General features: G+C 57.3%; 15 protein-coding genes and 1 other RNA gene. 14 read left to right on the plus strand and 2 right to left on the minus strand.

The window, feature by feature from the left end; all coding sequences use genetic code 11:
- Positions 1-18 precede the first annotated feature (18 nt).
- The gene (locus AC1EJ1_RS08975) at positions 19-1,131 is read right to left on the minus strand and encodes a phosphotransferase (RefSeq protein ID WP_285016059.1); all 1,113 of its coding nucleotides are present in this window, start codon (positions 1,129-1,131) and stop codon (positions 19-21) included.
- 233 nt (positions 1,132-1,364) lie between these two features.
- Here AC1EJ1_RS08975 and AC1EJ1_RS08980 point away from each other — a divergent pair, with 233 nt between their 5' ends.
- Genes AC1EJ1_RS08980 through AC1EJ1_RS09010 form a run of 7 tightly spaced genes read left to right on the plus strand, consistent with a single transcriptional unit; the run spans position 1,365 to position 5,918 of the window.
- On the plus strand, positions 1,365-2,576 hold the full coding sequence (locus AC1EJ1_RS08980; protein WP_285016058.1) for a TadA family conjugal transfer-associated ATPase: 1,212 nt from the start codon (positions 1,365-1,367) through the stop codon (positions 2,574-2,576).
- The gene (locus AC1EJ1_RS08985; protein WP_285016057.1) at positions 2,573-3,433 is read left to right on the plus strand and encodes a type II secretion system F family protein; all 861 of its coding nucleotides are present in this window, start codon (positions 2,573-2,575) and stop codon (positions 3,431-3,433) included. Before AC1EJ1_RS08980 ends, AC1EJ1_RS08985 begins: the two co-directional genes overlap by 4 nt.
- A complete protein-coding gene (locus tag AC1EJ1_RS08990; RefSeq protein WP_285016056.1) occupies positions 3,430-4,332 on the plus strand; it encodes a type II secretion system F family protein in 903 nt (300 codons plus the stop codon). Before AC1EJ1_RS08985 ends, AC1EJ1_RS08990 begins: the two co-directional genes overlap by 4 nt.
- Positions 4,333-4,387: 55 nt before the next feature.
- The gene (locus AC1EJ1_RS08995) at positions 4,388-4,597 is read left to right on the plus strand and encodes a hypothetical protein (protein WP_285016055.1); all 210 of its coding nucleotides are present in this window, start codon (positions 4,388-4,390) and stop codon (positions 4,595-4,597) included.
- A 7-nt stretch (positions 4,598-4,604) separates the two neighbouring features.
- Positions 4,605-5,033, plus strand: a complete 429-nt coding sequence (locus tag AC1EJ1_RS09000) for a TadE family protein (RefSeq protein WP_285016054.1) — start codon at positions 4,605-4,607, stop codon at positions 5,031-5,033.
- Positions 5,030-5,458 (plus strand): hypothetical protein, encoded by a 429-nt coding sequence (locus tag AC1EJ1_RS09005; RefSeq protein ID WP_092648283.1) that lies wholly within the window; start codon positions 5,030-5,032, stop codon positions 5,456-5,458. The genes AC1EJ1_RS09000 and AC1EJ1_RS09005 overlap by 4 nt, the downstream gene beginning before the upstream one ends.
- Positions 5,451-5,918, plus strand: coding sequence for a hypothetical protein (locus tag AC1EJ1_RS09010; protein WP_157886314.1), 468 nt, complete (start codon positions 5,451-5,453; stop codon positions 5,916-5,918). Before AC1EJ1_RS09005 ends, AC1EJ1_RS09010 begins: the two co-directional genes overlap by 8 nt.
- Positions 5,919-5,982: 64 nt before the next feature.
- Here the strand turns inward: AC1EJ1_RS09010 and gdhA are convergent, their stop codons facing one another.
- Complete coding sequence (gene gdhA / locus AC1EJ1_RS09015; protein ID WP_092648285.1) at positions 5,983-7,344, minus strand: NADP-specific glutamate dehydrogenase; 1,362 nt, start codon at positions 7,342-7,344, stop codon at positions 5,983-5,985.
- Between the two features lie 376 nt (positions 7,345-7,720).
- Between gdhA and prfB the strand changes: the two genes are divergently transcribed.
- The 7 genes from prfB to AC1EJ1_RS09050 form a co-directional block, all read left to right on the plus strand.
- Complete coding sequence (gene prfB, locus AC1EJ1_RS09020; RefSeq protein ID WP_070725556.1) at positions 7,721-8,845, plus strand: peptide chain release factor 2; 1,125 nt, start codon at positions 7,721-7,723, stop codon at positions 8,843-8,845.
- Positions 8,846-8,960: 115 nt separating this feature from the next.
- Positions 8,961-9,650: a cell division ATP-binding protein FtsE gene (gene ftsE / locus AC1EJ1_RS09025; RefSeq protein ID WP_058236236.1), complete on the plus strand. Its 690-nt coding sequence runs from the start codon at positions 8,961-8,963 to the stop codon at positions 9,648-9,650.
- A gap of 7 nt (positions 9,651-9,657) precedes the next feature.
- Positions 9,658-10,572 carry a permease-like cell division protein FtsX gene (gene ftsX / locus AC1EJ1_RS09030; protein WP_285016053.1) on the plus strand — a complete coding sequence of 305 codons (915 nt, stop codon included), beginning with the start codon at positions 9,658-9,660 and terminating at the stop codon, positions 10,570-10,572.
- Positions 10,573-10,584: 12 nt separating this feature from the next.
- The gene (locus tag AC1EJ1_RS09035; RefSeq protein WP_285016052.1) at positions 10,585-11,949 is read left to right on the plus strand and encodes a peptidoglycan DD-metalloendopeptidase family protein; all 1,365 of its coding nucleotides are present in this window, start codon (positions 10,585-10,587) and stop codon (positions 11,947-11,949) included.
- Positions 11,950-12,012: 63 nt separating this feature from the next.
- Entirely contained in the window at positions 12,013-12,540 is a 528-nt protein-coding gene (gene smpB / locus AC1EJ1_RS09040; RefSeq protein WP_058236136.1) for an SsrA-binding protein SmpB, read from the plus strand.
- A gap of 125 nt (positions 12,541-12,665) precedes the next feature.
- Positions 12,666-13,042: a transfer-messenger RNA gene (gene ssrA, locus AC1EJ1_RS09045) on the plus strand.
- 568 nt (positions 13,043-13,610) lie between these two features.
- Positions 13,611-15,616 (plus strand): hypothetical protein (locus AC1EJ1_RS09050; protein WP_480295722.1); only part of this gene is annotated, 2,006 nt, incomplete at its 3' end.

Genomic DNA, 15,616 nt, shown 5'->3' on the forward strand with positions numbered 1-15,616 from the left:
GCGCGCCTGCGCGTCGCTTCAGGAAAACTGTGGGGGAGTGCGAGTCGGATCACCATCGGCATGCCAGTCAATGACGGACTCCACCTCGTCCATCGACACCGGCTCCGTCACGTTCTCAGGCGAAGCAGTCCAGGTTGGCGCGGCGGGCTCAGGTTCATCCGCGGGGGCATTCTCATCCTTGGGTTCAGGCGCGAGCTCATGCTCCGTCAGCAGGTCATCGCCCACGTCGAGCGACACATCCGTCAACATCTGCGACGCGTCGCGAACGATCTCCTTGTCCTCGGCATGAAGCCCGTGAGACAGCCAGCGCACGATTGCCAATTCAGACAGCAACTGAGCGCGCGTCACCAGGTGCAAGTCCGTCGCCATCCTCGTCATCGAATACGACGACTGGAACGTTTCAAGGAAACCATCAGACGCCTGAGACAAAATCCACGCCACGTCGATCGCCGGATCACCCACGTGCGCAGAGGAAAAACCACTGATGGACAGCACGATCCCATCTGCGACCTTCACCGACTGCACATGCAGATCGCCGTGAACAGGGCACGGGCGGAAACGCCACAAAGCGTCATCATCTAAGGCAGCTCGCCAGCGGCGCACAAGATTCGCAGGAACCGTCACAGCTGCCAACACTTCCTGGAGGACAGCACGGTGGCGGTCACGGCATTCAGAGGCCGAATACTGCGGAACATTCACATCCGAATACGTTGAGACAGGCAGGTTATGCAAGCTGGCGATTGATCGGGCCAGCGAGGCCGGCAAAATACCCGACTGATCGAAGTCCTCATCACCCATGAAACGGCCCGCAAGATCCTGATGCACCATCACCGACACGCCCTCGCGGGTGCGGGCAATACCAGCAGGACGCGGCACATCAAAACCGACCTCACCCGCATCGTGAGCAGACGCCAGGCGGGCAAGGACCGCCCACTGTGCCCTCAAATCCACACCGCCCACATCTTCATGCGGACACACCACGGTCCAGCGGTTCCCCTGATCATCGACAATGCCGGTCATGGAGACAACCTCGTCACTGAATTGAGGCTCACGTAAAGCCGCAACAGAAAGGCCGGGTACCGCCGCAGTCGCCAACGCAGCCAATTCAAGAGGTGTTCGTGGTGTACTCACCCTCTTACGGTACATGGCCTGTCCACACTTCGAGCCGCTTCATTAATGGTGTTTCACGCCCCGTTTGGGAAAAACTGCAGGTCACTGGCGCACCGAACGCTCACCGATACCCAAACCCCCACCCGAAGTTATCCACAGTTCAGTAGAAAGGGTTCCCATCAGGATGCTACTTTGCTACGTTCGGTGACAGTAATCACAAGGACAGCCCACTGCAACGCGAAAGGAACGGCACGATGGCGAGCACGCCCGATACAGCCACACAGCTGCGCAGCGCACTCGCATCCCGCGGCATCGACCCTTTCACGCACACCCAACGCGCCCGGCAGCTGGCCGAGGAAACCGTCACGCAGATGCTCGGGCCGCTCACCCCCGACGAAATCCACGAGCACACAGAAAACCTGCTGGCCGAGGTTATCGGCTTTGGCCCCCTCCAGCGGTATCTGGACGATCCAGAGGTTGAAGAAGTGTGGATCAACGACCCCTCGCGCATCTTCATCGCGCGAAACGGCCAACCCGAGCTGACCACATTGATCCTGTCCGACCAGCAGGTGCGAGACCTCGTGGAACGAATGCTGCATCATTCAGGCCGGCGCCTTGACCTGTCAGCACCCTTCGTGGATGCAATGCTGGCCGGCGGGGAACGCCTGCACGTCGTGATCCCTCCCGTGACCGGCCAGCACTGGTCAGTCAACATTCGCAAACACATTCAACGTGCCCGCTCGCTGCGCGACCTCGTCAATGTGGCCATGCTGCCCGACTATGTTGCTGAATTCCTTTCCGCCGCCGTGGACAGTGGCTTATCCATCGTCGTGTCGGGCGCCACCCAGGCAGGAAAGACAACACTCCTGCGCGCACTATGCGGAGAAATCCCGGGCGCGCGCCGCGTCATCAGTTGTGAAGAAGTTTTCGAACTCGCATTGCCGGCTCGCGACTGCATTGCGATGCAGACACGCCCCAGCTCGATGGAAGGCACAGGCGAAATCACGCTGCGTGACCTGGTGCGTGAATCACTGCGAATGCGCCCCGAAACGCTCATCGTCGGAGAGGTGCGCGGTCCAGAAGCGCTCGACCTGCTGCTCGCACTCAACGCGGGTGTTCCAGGAATGGCGACCGTGCATGCCAACTCGGCCCGCGAAGCACTGTCGAAACTGTCCATGCTCCCCTTGCTCGCCGGCGAAAACGTCACCCCTCAGTTCGTTGTCCCCACGCTTGCGCACAGCGTTGACATCGTGTGCCACGTTGAACGCAACCACGACGGCACACGCGTTGTGTCCGAGGTGCTCGCCGTGCCCGGACGAATCGAGGAGATGCGCATCGAATCAGCAGATCTGTGGCGCTATGACGGTGCCACGTGGGTGCGAGGCCGAGGCGCACTTGACGCGCATGAACGCTTCGCTCTGGCCCACCATGATCTGAGTGCCCTGCTGACGGGTGGGCCGTCATGAGCGCCACACTGATCGGAATCGTCCTGGGGATCGGTGTGAACTGCATCCTCCTGGCCTTCGTCGGCACACCTCAATTGCCGAGGTGGTCACCGAACTGGTGGCAGGCGTGGAACGACACCCTGATCAGGTCCGGAATTTCCTCCCTGACCCGCAGCACGCACGTCCTGGTCACGCTGGCGATCATGAGTGGTGTCTTCCTGGGCGTGCTGGCCTACACACGCACATGGACCGTGGCCATCGTGGTCGCACTGATGATCGCACCTGTTCCCACCATGGTGATCGTGGGTCGCGCTGCGCGCGTGACCAAGCAGACTCGAGCGGCGTGGCCCGATGTGGTGGATCAACTGGTGGCAGGTATCCGATCGGGTGCTTCCCTGCCCGAACTGCTCATCGACTGCGGTGAGCGCGGACCGCGAATCTTGCGTCCCTATTTCCTCACGTTCAGTACGGAGTACCGCGCTGACGGCAGATTCGACCATGCGCTGACGGGACTGAAAAACCGGCTCGCAGACCCGGTGGCAGACCGCATTATTGAAGCGTTACGCCTGGCACGCGATGTCGGCGGATCAGACCTGGCGGTCCTGCTGCGAGACCTGGGAGTCATGCTGCGTGAAGATGCACGCATCCGCGGAGAACTCGAAGCGCGCCAGTCATGGACAGTTAACGCAGCCAGGCTGGGAGTGGCAGCCCCGTGGATCGTGCTGGTGTTGATCTCCGCACAGGCCCAGGCCGCCAGCGCGTTTTCCACTCCACAAGGCGTGGTGATCCTCAGTGTGGGGGCACTGGTCTCGGTCGTCGCGTACTTCGTGATGAAGCAGATCGGCAAACTGGAAACGGAACGGCGGACCCTGCGATGAATGGGATGACGTGGGCGGCTGTCGCGATAGGGACGACTCTGGGTATTGGAATATGGCAGCTGGCGATTGCCATCCGTGCCCGCAACAATCTGCTCGCCGTGCGCGTGTGGAGCCAGCGCTCGGACACCACGTGGCCTTCCGATATGCCGGGCAGTCGGGTACGTTCACTGGCGGCGCAGTGGCTCGCACGCGTAATGGACGCAATTGGCTCCACATCCACCAGCGTTGTTCGCCGCCTGGAACTGCTCGGCTCGGGCAGGGAGCTCGCCACTTTTCGCCTGCACCAGTTCATTGCGGCAACCTGCCTGATGCTCCTGGCCGCAGTTGCGATCATCCCGCTGATTCACCGCACCCCCGCAGGAATCATGTCACTCATATGTGCTCTGGCGGTGGGTGCATTGACGGGAGCCGCACTGTGGGACCAGCTCCTGAGTGTGCAGGCCAGGCGTCGACAGCGTCAACTGGACAGTAGTGTCCCTGACGCCTCTGAGCTGCTCGCACTGGCAATCGGTGCCGGTGAATCGGTGCCGGCAGCCTTGTCGCGTGTGGCGGGAATCTCCCAGTCGCACTTGGCCCGCGAACTGAACTACACGGTCACTCAGATACGGATGGGCCGTGCCACCACGCGGGCACTGACCGACCTTGCCGCCCGCAATGATTCACCCAACTTGTCACGACTGTGTCAGACCCTTGTTACCGCCATCGAACGCGGAGCGCCACTGGCTCAGACCCTGCACGACCAGGCGCGCGACATTCGCGAAGTAACTCGGCAACGACTCATGGAACAAGGTGGCAGGAAAGAGATCGCCATGCTGTTCCCGATCGTCTTCCTGATCCTGCCCATCACTGTCCTGTTCGCACTGTACCCCGGGCTGCTTGCCCTCCAGATCGGACCGTGACATGCATATCCCAATACCACACCACCACCGCACCGACAGAAAAGAGAGAAACCCGATGCACACCTTCTTCCTATGGATCGCAACACTGACAGACAGGTTCATCCACCTGCCGACACAGCCTGACGAGGGGGAACGCGGCGACGTACCCGGATGGGTCCTCATCACGCTCATGACCGTCGCCCTCGTCATCGGAATTTGGGCGATCGCCGGTCCGCAACTGCAAAACATGCTGGAACAGGCATTGTCTTCCGTCAACTTCGGGTAAGGCCACCATGACAACGCAGGAGCGGACGCATTGGAGCGAAGAAGGCTCAGAGGTGGTTGCACACGCCATGATGCAGACACTGGTCGTCATCGTCTTCCTGATCATCCTGCAAACCGCGTTCGCCCTGCACACTCGTAACCTGGCGATCTCTGCCGCCAGTGAGGGAGCACGCCGAGGAGCCCTGGTCGGCGCGGTCGACGCAGATGCCATCCAGCGAACCGGCGACCTGCTCGATGATTCTTTGGGGCAGGGACGTCCCCGTGACATTTCGACATCCCACCACCAGTGGCAGGGGCAGGACGCCCTCGTCGTGACAGTACGCACAACGATGCCTGTGTTCCTCACGTGGGGCCCACCCAACTGGCTCACCGTGCACGGACGCTCACTGGTGGAAGACGGTGAGCCGACCGCCCAGGCAGAAGGAACCGAATCGTGAGGGACACCAGGGCCGCGCGAGACATACGTGAAGACGGGAACGCCATCGTCGAATTCATCATGATGATGGTTGTGCTGGTCATCCCCGCGCTGTACATCGTTGTCACCCTTGCATCAGTGCAGGCGGCAGCGTTCGCAAGTGAATCAGCCTCCCGTGAAGCCGCACGGCTCCTGTCGGCGGATCCGCAGCGCACTGAATTTGCATCACAGCAGGCGCACGTCACCTTCGCAGATTTTGGGCTGCCTGCTCCAGAATCAGTCACGACGCGCTGCGACCCGTCATGTTCCACCAGCGGCGCCCTTCTGACGGTCACAGTCTCCACAACTGTTCCGCTGCCCTTGATCCCATCGTGGATCGGCGCTCGCGGAGTTTTCCCCGTCTCCTCGACGACGCAGGCAGTCATCGAGGGGGTGCGCATTGAATAGGAACCGATACCGGAGCGCTGCGCATCAGCCGCACAGCGAGGACGGCCGGATCACTGTTTTGCTCATCGGGCTGGTCACAGTGGCGTTGCTGGCCGTAGCAGTCGGCGTGGTTATCACGTCCGTTCACCTTCAACAACGTGCGCTCCTGAGCTGCGCTGATCGAATCTCTGCAGCAGGCGCAGCAGTACTGTCTGCGGAGAACTACTACGGCGAAGGTGGCGCCGAACTCGCAGCGCCATCTGAAAGCGGGGCGAGGCAGGAAGCCTTCAGGACCCTGGAGCGCCTGTTAACGACCACGTGCGCAGTGGGGCAGGGCGTAGACATAACGGATCTGACGGTCGGAGAAAACGTCATTCAGGTCACTGTGCGCACTCAGGCCACATTGCCGTTGCTGCCGCCCGTTCTGCAAGGCGTTGCCGCGCCCACCATGACGCAGTCCTCATCGGCGCGCACGGTCTGAACATACAGGCGCCGCAGCAGTGGTATCCGCTGCGGCGCCTGTCAGATTACTCGTGATGAGTCAATCAGATGACACCCATCGCCAGCATGGCGTCAGCCACCTTCAGGTAGCCAGCCAAGTTCGCGCCAGTCTGGTAATCAGCTTCCGCGCCGTACTCATTGGCAGCGCTCAAGCAGTTGTCGTGAATGGTCGCCATGATCTCGTGGAGACGGTTGTCGGCATGCTCAAAGGTCCATGGATGACGAGCAGCGTTCTGCTCCATCTCCAGAGCCGACGTCGCCACGCCGCCAGCGTTCGACGCCTTACCAGGAGCAAACAGGACGTGGTTATCGTGGAACAGGTCGGTTGCTTCCGGTGTGGTCGGCATGTTCGCACCCTCAGCAACAAGACACACACCGTTGTCAATGAGCTGGCGTGCGTTCGCCTCGTCCAATTCGTTTTGCGTCGCGCACGGAAGTGCCACATCACAGGCGACCTCCCACGGCTTTGCACCTTCAACGAACTTTGCGGAAGGACGCTGATCGGCATACTCCTTGATGCGACCGCGCTCGACCTCTTTGATCTGTTGGAGCAGTTCGAAGTCGATGCCGTCCTCGTCCAGCACGTAACCGGACGAATCGGAAGCGGTTACCACGTGAGCGCCAAGCTGTTGCGCCTTCTGGATGGCATACAGTGCGACGTTCCCGGAACCGGACACCGTCACGCGCTTGGAGTCGAGGGATTCGCCCTGCGCCTTGAACATCTCGTCAGTGAAGTACACCAGGCCGTAACCCGTTGCTTCGGTGCGCACCTCGGACCCTCCCCAGGTGATGCCCTTGCCGGTCAGCACGCCCGCGTCGTAACGGTTCGTGATGCGCTTGTACTGTCCGAACAGGTAGCCGATTTCGCGCCCGCCCACGCCAATGTCGCCTGCGGGAACGTCGGTGTTTTCACCGATGTGGCGGTACAGCTCAGTCATGAAGGACTGGCAGAAACGCATGATTTCGCCGTCTGACTTGCCTTTGGGGTCGAAGTCGGAACCGCCCTTGCCGCCGCCGATTCCCAGGCCGGTCAGAGAGTTCTTGAAGATCTGCTCGAAGCCGAGGAACTTGATGATCGACAGGTTGACGGAGGGGTGGAAACGCAGGCCACCCTTGTAGGGGCCAAGCGCCGAGTTGAACTCAACGCGGTAGCCGCGATTGACGCGCACGTTGTTGTCATCATCTACCCACGGAACGCGGAACATGATCTGGCGTTCAGGTTCGCACAGGCGCGTGATGATGGAGTAACGGTCATCGTCAGGACGGCTGCCTTCGAGGCGTCCCAGTGACAGGAACACTTCGTAGACGGCTTGCAGGAACTCCGGTTCTGACGGGTTGCGCTCCTGGAGCGCGTGGAACTGTGACTGCAGGGAATCGCTTAAGCGAGAAAGATCTAAATCGGTCATGGAAAAATTGTGGCAGACGCGGAAGACTTTGCCGACTACCTTTCCATTATTTGGTTATTTTTACTTCAAGGTATTCCCATATCGGTGCCGAGGGTGCACAATAAGGACGTCTTTTACCCCTGAGGTGCCGTGCGTGTGGGTAGGGGTTTTCTTATGCGATGAACGAGGGAGTCGCGCCATCATGCGGTTTTTTGGTCGTCGTTGAAGAATCGGGCGACATCCTGCCACGCGCCGCAAAGTAAAGAAGTGGTCAAATAAACGTTGGTGTGACATGAAACGTTGAGGCATCGCACGGTCGGCCGCTTATCGGCGGTGGGTCAGATGTATAACAGCAGGGGAGTCCTGATCGCTGCCCTCGATCGTTTACAGTGGGAGGGTGACCATCGAGTTTTCTGAAGAAATACCAGCACTGCGCACCACTATGGAGAATATTCTGGCTGTCTCCCAGCCGGATAAGCTGCGATCCACGATTGCTGACTTGTCCAGGCAGGCGGCCGCACCTGACCTGTGGGATGACGTGGAACATGCGCAGGAAGTGACCACTGCACTGTCGCATGCGCAAAATGAACTCGAACGCCTCACCACCATGGAAGAGCGTATTGACGACCTCGAAGCGATGGTGGAGCTGGCAGGTGAAGATTCCGATGAGTCGGGCGATCTGCTGGATGAAGCGGAAAATGATCTGCAGGCAATCCGTGATGACCTGTCATCGTTGGAAATCCGCACATTGCTGGATGGTGAATACGACGAGCGCAACGCCGTGGTCACCATTCGTTCAGGTGCCGGCGGTGTGGATGCCGCCGACTTTGCCGAAATCCTCATGCGGATGTACCTGCGCTGGGCGGAGCGCCACGGCTATCCCACTAAAGTGATGGATACCTCGTACGCGGAAGAAGCCGGAATTAAGTCCGCTACCTTCGAGGTGCAGGCACCCTACGCGTATGGCACCTTGTCAGTGGAGGCCGGTACGCATCGTCTCGTGCGTATCAGCCCGTTCGACAATCAGGGCCGACGCCAGACATCTTTTGCCGCCGTCGAAGTGATCCCGCTGATTGAGTCAACGGACCACATTGATATTCCTGAGTCGGATCTGAAAGTTGACGTCTTCCGCTCGTCGGGGCCTGGTGGCCAGTCCGTGAACACGACGGATTCGGCTGTCCGTATGACCCACTTGCCGACCGGCATTGTTGTGTCGATGCAGGATGAGAAGTCTCAGATCCAGAACCGCGCGGCAGCCCTGCGTGTGTTGCAGTCACGTCTGCTGGTGTTGCGTCACGAGGAAGAGCAGGCCAAGAAGAAGGAACTGGCTGGCGACGTGAAAGCCTCGTGGGGTGACCAGATGCGCTCCTATGTCCTGCAGCCCTATCAGATGGTCAAGGATCTGCGCACCGAGTTCGAATCAGGGAACCCGCAGGACGTGTTCGACGGCGGTATTGACGATTTCATTAACGCAGGGATCCGCTGGCGCAAGAACCAGCAGAACGAAGCTGAATCGGCCTGATGTGAGGTGGTGACGCGCGCAGAATGCGCGCGTCCGCGTGTCGCACGCCGGCCATGAGGGCGAATGCCCATAGTCTGACAATGATCTGTTGTCTGATGAAAACGGCGTTCTGTTCATGATTCGATTTGACCACGTCACCATGGTGTACAAGCCGGGTGCGCGCCCCGCCCTCGACGATGTGTCCCTTGAGGTTGAGCGCGAAGAATTTGTCTTCCTGGTGGGCAAATCAGGTTCCGGCAAATCGACGTTCCTGCAGCTGGTGATGCGAGAAAATATCGCCACTTCGGGGCATGTGTGGGTTTTGGGGCACGATGTTGGTGAACTGACACGCTGGGCCGTGCCGAAACTGCGCCGCCAGATTGGAACGGTCTTCCAGGACTTCCGGCTGCTCGAATCAAAGACCGTGTATGAGAACGTCGCCCTGGCCATGCAGGTCATCGGAAAACCCAAGCACGCGATCCAGACGGCTGTACCGGACGTGCTGGAACTGGTGGGACTGTCCGGTAAGGAAAAACGCCTGCCTCACGAACTGTCCGGCGGTGAGGAACAGCGCGTGGCGATCGCGCGCGCAATGGTGAATCGGCCGTCCCTGTTGCTGGCTGACGAGCCGACCGGCAACCTTGACCCGGATACGTCGCTGGGCATCATGCGCCTGCTTGACCGCATTAACCGCAACGGCACCACTGTTGTGATGGCCACGCACGACGCCGACATCGTCAACCAGATGCGTAAACGCGTCATCGAGCTTCAGGACGGCACAGTGGTGCGCGATCAGTCCCGTGGTGTCTACGGAGCAGCAAGGTGATCGAGGGATGAAACTACGCTTTATCTTTTCCGAGGTCGGCAAAGGCCTGACCCGTAATCGCGCGATGTCGGTGGCCGTCATCATCGTCACCTTCGTGTCACTGCTGTTCGTCGGCGTGGCCGGCCTGGCGCAGATGCAGGTCAACCGCATGAAGTCCGACTGGTACGACAAGATCGAAGTGTCGATCTACATGTGCGCGCAGGGCGATGAGATCCCCTCGTGTAACGCCGAGGAAGCCGCCGGCGACCAGATTGACGCGGTGCGCACCAAGCTGACGTCCGGTGAGCTGGCCCCACTGATCAAGGACGTGTACGAAGAATCGAAGGAAGAAGCGTTCGAGAACTTCCAGAAAATCATGGGGGAGAACCCGATTACGCAGTGGACCACGGTGGACATGATGCCGATTTCGTTCCGCGTGCGCCTGGTTGACCCTCAGCAGTATTCGATCATCAAGGAAGAATTCTCCGGCACTCCCGGCGTGGCGCAGGTCAAGGATCAGCGCGAAATTGTGGAGCCGCTCTTCTCCGTGATCGACAAAGCCAAGCTGATGTCACTGGGGCTGGCCGGCGTCATGATTGTGGCGGCCATCTTGCTGATCACAACGACGATCCGCCTGTCCGCGATGAGCAGGGAACGTGAGACGTCGATTATGCGACTTGTCGGTGCGTCCTCGCTGTTCATTCAGGCTCCCTTCATGATTGAGGGTGCTCTGGCCGCTCTGACTGGCGCGCTGCTCGCTGTCGGATCGCTCTTCCTGGGTGTGAAGTTTGTGATCGGCGGGTGGATCGCTCCGGCGTTCAAGTGGACAAGCTTTGTCGGCATGCGCGAAGTGTGGATTATGACTCCGGTGCTGGTTGTGGCAGCGCTGCTGCTGGCGGTAGTCGCGTCGGCGTTCTCGCTGGCAAAGTATACGAAGGTTTAAAGCGAGGGTGCGATGAGTCAGGTTCGTCAGGTTCGAGGGCGCCGCCGCCGTGCCGCCCTCACCGTGGGAACAACGGTTGCGTTTATCAGTGCTCTGGGCATCGCCGGGCTCGCTGATGGCGACGCGTTGGCAGCCCCAGCGCAGGCCGCGCCATCACCTGCAGTGCTGATGCCCGCAGCTGACGGTGATGATGATCGCGACTCGGTGGCTCGCAAGCAGGCGGACTCGGCTCAGCATATTGATGAGCTGACCAGTCAGCTTGAGGGAATTGATTCGTCACTGGCGCAGGTGTATGTGGATCTGGAACGTCTCAACGGTCAGATCCCGGGGGCTGAAGCTCAGTTGAAGTCAGCGCAGCAGGCGTTCGAGGCGGCTGACCGCCAGCACCAGTTGGCGCTTGACCAGCTCGACAGTGCTGAAGCTGAGCAGAGCCGTATCGCTCGGGAAATTGATGAAGCTGAAAAGCAGCAAGACGAAGCCAACCAGGCGATCGGTGCCCTCGCCCGTGAAATGTATCGCGGCGACATCTCCAGCCCTGAACTGCTGGCTCTGACCTCGCAGGGGACGGGAGAAATCGGGGATCGTGCAGCTGCAGCTGACACATTGATGCGTTCGCACACCCGTGCGCTCAATGAGGCTCTGGCGTTGAAGGCTCGCCAGGAAAACCAGGCGCAGCGTCAGGAAGCTGTCACGGAGCGGATCGCAAACCTTGAACAGACAGCACGCCAGGCATCCGAGCAGGCGCGCACCTCCAAGGAAGAAGCCGATAAGCATCTGAGCGAATTGACGGCGATGAAGTCGGATCGCGATCAGAAGAAGAAAGAATGGGAGAGCCAGAAGAAGACGGCTCAGAGCCAGTTGACCAAGTGGCAGGAAGAATTTGACGCGATGAGTGCCAAACTTGCTGAGATCGATGCCGCTAACCGCGCCGCAGCAGCTCAGCAGGCAGCCACGTCAGGTAACTTCGCACCTGCTGGATCCATATTCACCTCTCCGCTGCATATTCCGCTGCAGATCACTTCTCCCTTTGGGTGGCGTCACCACCCGATTCTGGGTGTGGACAGGTATCACAACGGAACTGACTTTGCTGCTCCGTGTGGTTCTCCCCAGTATCCGATTGCTCCGGGGACGGTGGTGGCTGCTCAGCAGGAGACGGCCGGTGGCAACGTGCTGTACATCAACCACGGCATGATTAACGGTCATTCGTGGGTTTCTGCGCACGTGCACCTGTCGAGTTTCGCTGTGCCGGTGGGTGCTCACGTGGACCGTTCGACCGTTGTGGGATATACCGGTGCGACGGGGTATGCGACCGGATGTCACCTGCACCTGTCGTTGATGCAGGACGGTGTGGACGTTGATCCGACCGATTTCCTGTAGAATGGGTGGCTGCTGAGTGAGCGGTGCTGGAGGGTACCCTCGTCAATCCTGGGAGGAGGGGACATGCCGAAGGACTGGAAGAAACCGAAACTGAGCGAGGCGCAGAAGCGCAAGGAAGATTCTGACGCGAAGAAGATGATTGCACGCAACAAGAAGGCGCTGCATGACTATTCGATAGATGAGTCGTTTGAGGCCGGTCTTGTCCTGTCCGGGACCGAGGTCAAGGCGCTGCGGATGGGACGCGCGTCGTTGGTTGATGCGTGGGTGGAAGCGCGCGATGGGGAAGCGTGGCTCTATCAGGCGAATATTCCCATGTATTCGCAGGGTTCCTGGAACAATCACACGCCGACCCGTAAGCGCAAGCTCCTGCTGCATCGTGATGAGATTGCACGTCTGGAACAGCGCAGCCAGGCCAAAGGTATGACGATTGTGCCGTTGGAACTGTATTTTGTGCGCGGGCGCGTCAAGGTTGAGATTGCGCTTGCCCAGGGCAAGCAGGAGTGGGACAAGCGTCAGGCGTTGCGCGAGGCTCAGGATAAGCGTGAAGCTGAGCGTGCGATGCGGCGCTACGTGAAGCAGGCTCGTCACTGACGAGGGTGGCCGGCCTTGCTGGCTTCAACTGGCTATTGAAAGTGTACCGACTGCTCGCTATACTTTGATGTCCGGCGCTGGTGACGCTGCGAAAGTGGCGCAGCGACGGGTTTGTGAATTACATAGGGGATGATCGGTTTCGACGGTGGTCGTCAATCGAGGGGAAGCGGGTCGAGAACGCATGCTCATCTCGTCAACGATGCGTGCAAACCAATAGGTGCCGAACAGAATCGCACCGACTACGTTCTCGCCGCCTGATATTGCGGCTTGAGAGCCTTTAGTCCGTCAGCCCGGGTGATGCTCCCAGCCCGGATCCTGGCGTCGTTTAGGGAGCCACTGGATGGGCGCCTTGTCAGTGGGCGGTCGTCAACACTTAGCTGACTAAGCTTGCCTCATCTGGTTTGTCAGTAGAGGCGGGTCGAAAATCTTTTGGCAAACTGCACCCGGAGAAGACCTCGGGGGCGGCTGTCGGACGGGGGTTCGATTCCCCCCATCTCCACTATTAGGACGTTCATTTTGGTACAAAGTGAACGTCCTATTTTTTATGCCATAAGACATGACGTTTCGCCTTGTCGGGGCAGCTTTATTGCTTTCGGAAGTCTTCTTGGTTAGGTATTTGACTTATCGTTGGCTCGGCACAGTTTGTCAGATTTCTAGAGGCCGGAAGGCTCCAAGAAGCAAGCTACAAAAAATATGTCTATCCGCCGAAAGTGTGCGAGTCGCTAAAACTTTGCGGTTTTACAGGCTAGACTCTATAACCTAGAGTGGTCATAGAGTAACTGCCTGAAGCCAGATCTTCTAAATTAAGCAATAAAAGTTGTCATGTTTTTTGCAGACATTCATTCCAAATCACTGTTGATGGATGATTTGATTACCAAAAAATCACGTATGCATAAGAATTTCAATAGCTAAAATGTATTTAATGAACGTCTAGCTAATGTGTTTTATCTGTTTAGCTATATTCCTGTAGCTGTCACCACCTACCTGAGCTCAACGGGCTGGTTTTCTGGATGACGTAGTGGTACTTTGAGGGGAATAGATTTAACTAGCACACTGGACAGGAAGGTCTAATGCGCAACTTCAAGGACAAGCCCGGTTTTCTTGAAACGTTCGCCGGCAGAGCGCTGCTTAAACCAGCTCATCTTCTTACAGAACTACTGATCCTAACCTTGGTCTGCGCTTTGGGCTTCACGCTATCGAGCCCGTCTATGGCTCATGCCGAGGATCTACAGAGTAGCTCCCGGGATGACGAACAAAGCGCCAGTCCGACGCCGGTAAGCACTCCAGAAGTTGTAACTGATACCCAGTCTGGCGATGGTCTAGAGATCGGACCGGAGACTGTCGATCAACCCGTGCGTCAATCAACTTTACCGGCACCGACCATTCGCAAGGTCTTTTACGACGCCACAACTATTTCCGGCGCTAATGTACAACGAAAAAGAGTTGGTGGAAAGGTTGTAAGGTCGACTGTATATGTGACCCTAAAAGGTAAGGATGGCAACGAAAAAGCCACTGTTTCTGTTACCCCTAGAAGTGGAACTGCTTGGAAGGTAAATCTACCTAACGGCGTTAAAGTTGCACCAGGTGATACCGTCACTGCCTATCAAACTTTGGATGGCGCTACATCTGGTGTGGTGACCGCAAATGCTGAGCCATCCATGGCATTCTCGAATAAAGACAAGATCAAAATGCCGGTAGGAGAAATCTGGATTGAACACCCGGACGCTAACCTTGTAAATAATGATGAGCAAGCAGAAGCTATTGAAATGCTGAAGAAAGCTAATCCGGACATTGCGAACGACTTTAACCTTGACAAAATTAAATTCTCTATCGATTACACGGACCATGCCTACTATGAAGTGACCTATACAGATGGATCAACCTCCGGAAAAATTGAAGCTCCGGACGTAATAATCAAACAGGTAACGGAAACATCTGTGGCTCCGATAATAGGAAAAGTCCAGGTGACAGACGGACAGATTATCGTTACATTTGCTAAAGAAGTTGCCCAAGGAACAAAATTTAGTTTTGTCAAACAATTTACCGATGGAGAGGACAGGAATTTTTCCCAAAATGGAAGCTGTATAGTGGACAAATCTAACTCACAAGAGATGTCTCAAGCAGTAACCGTTGACGGCAAAAAAGTTACTTTCCCAATCACGGATAAGGTTAACGATTTAAAACTCGGAACAGAGTTCGGTATCGTTGTCAAAGAGCCACATAAATTCCGTTCTTGCGCGAAGTCTGAGCCGGTAATAACAACCCCCGACAAAGTCGCCGTGAGAGATCCTCACAAATTAACGGATGCCGATAAACAAGCCATCGATAAAGCTATTCGAGATGCCAATACGGTAAATGGCGTATCTAAACTTCCCGATGGAACTGGATTTGTAACCGATCCTGCGTTTATCGAGTTTGATAAAGACGGAAACGTTACAATAATCAACCCTAATGATGTGGAAACTGACTGGGATAATGACGGCAATCCGATATATGCAAAAAATCCTGATGGAACCTATAAGGTAAATGATGGATCCAAAGTCACTAAAATCCCTGCCAAAGATCTGGTAAAAAATATCGCTCCGAAATCTCCTGCGATTGTGGTAGATACGGATAAGGGTGAGGTAACTATTACCCCGCCAGCCTATGAAAACCCGGGTGATGATACCGACTTGGCGTCCTACACCGTCACCTATAAGGATGCTTCAGGAGCGGAAAAAACCGTCACTGCAACTCGAACCGTAGACGAAACTTCCGGTAAGACCACGTGGACATCAGATGGTGCAACGGTTGATGCGAACACCGGTGTGATTACTCTGAAAGTTGAAGACATCGAAGTTGGTGGAACTGTCACGGCAAAAGCAAAAGATAATGGCGGACTAATTCCCACTGAAGAACAGCCGCTTGAATCAGAACCGGCCAGCGAGACACTCGAAACTGCCACTGTTAGCTATGATCGTAACGGCGGAGTCGGCGATATGGATGGCAAGACTTTAAACAAGGGCAGTAAGTACACGGTGTTGCCTAATGGTTTTACTGCTCCGGATGACTCCCAGGAATTTAAGGCTTGGGAAGT

This window comes from Pauljensenia sp. C0170B4, assembly GCF_056590235.1.

Excerpts from the sequence above, each read along its gene's own strand:
- AC1EJ1_RS08980 (WP_285016058.1), top strand. The coding sequence starts at position 1,365 with ATGGCGAGCACGCCCGATACAGCCACACAGCTGCGCAGCGCACTCGCA.
- AC1EJ1_RS08985 (WP_285016057.1), top strand. The coding sequence starts at position 2,573 with ATGAGCGCCACACTGATCGGAATCGTCCTGGGGATCGGTGTGAACTGC.
- AC1EJ1_RS08990 (WP_285016056.1), top strand. The coding sequence starts at position 3,430 with ATGAATGGGATGACGTGGGCGGCTGTCGCGATAGGGACGACTCTGGGT.
- AC1EJ1_RS08995 (WP_285016055.1), top strand. The coding sequence starts at position 4,388 with ATGCACACCTTCTTCCTATGGATCGCAACACTGACAGACAGGTTCATC.
- AC1EJ1_RS09000 (WP_285016054.1), top strand. The coding sequence starts at position 4,605 with ATGACAACGCAGGAGCGGACGCATTGGAGCGAAGAAGGCTCAGAGGTG.
- gdhA (WP_092648285.1), bottom strand. The coding sequence starts at position 7,344 with ATGACCGATTTAGATCTTTCTCGCTTAAGCGATTCCCTGCAGTCACAG.
- ftsE (WP_058236236.1), top strand. The coding sequence starts at position 8,961 with ATGATTCGATTTGACCACGTCACCATGGTGTACAAGCCGGGTGCGCGC.
- ftsX (WP_285016053.1), top strand. The coding sequence starts at position 9,658 with ATGAAACTACGCTTTATCTTTTCCGAGGTCGGCAAAGGCCTGACCCGT.
- AC1EJ1_RS09035 (WP_285016052.1), top strand. The coding sequence starts at position 10,585 with ATGAGTCAGGTTCGTCAGGTTCGAGGGCGCCGCCGCCGTGCCGCCCTC.
- smpB (WP_058236136.1), top strand. The coding sequence starts at position 12,013 with ATGCCGAAGGACTGGAAGAAACCGAAACTGAGCGAGGCGCAGAAGCGC.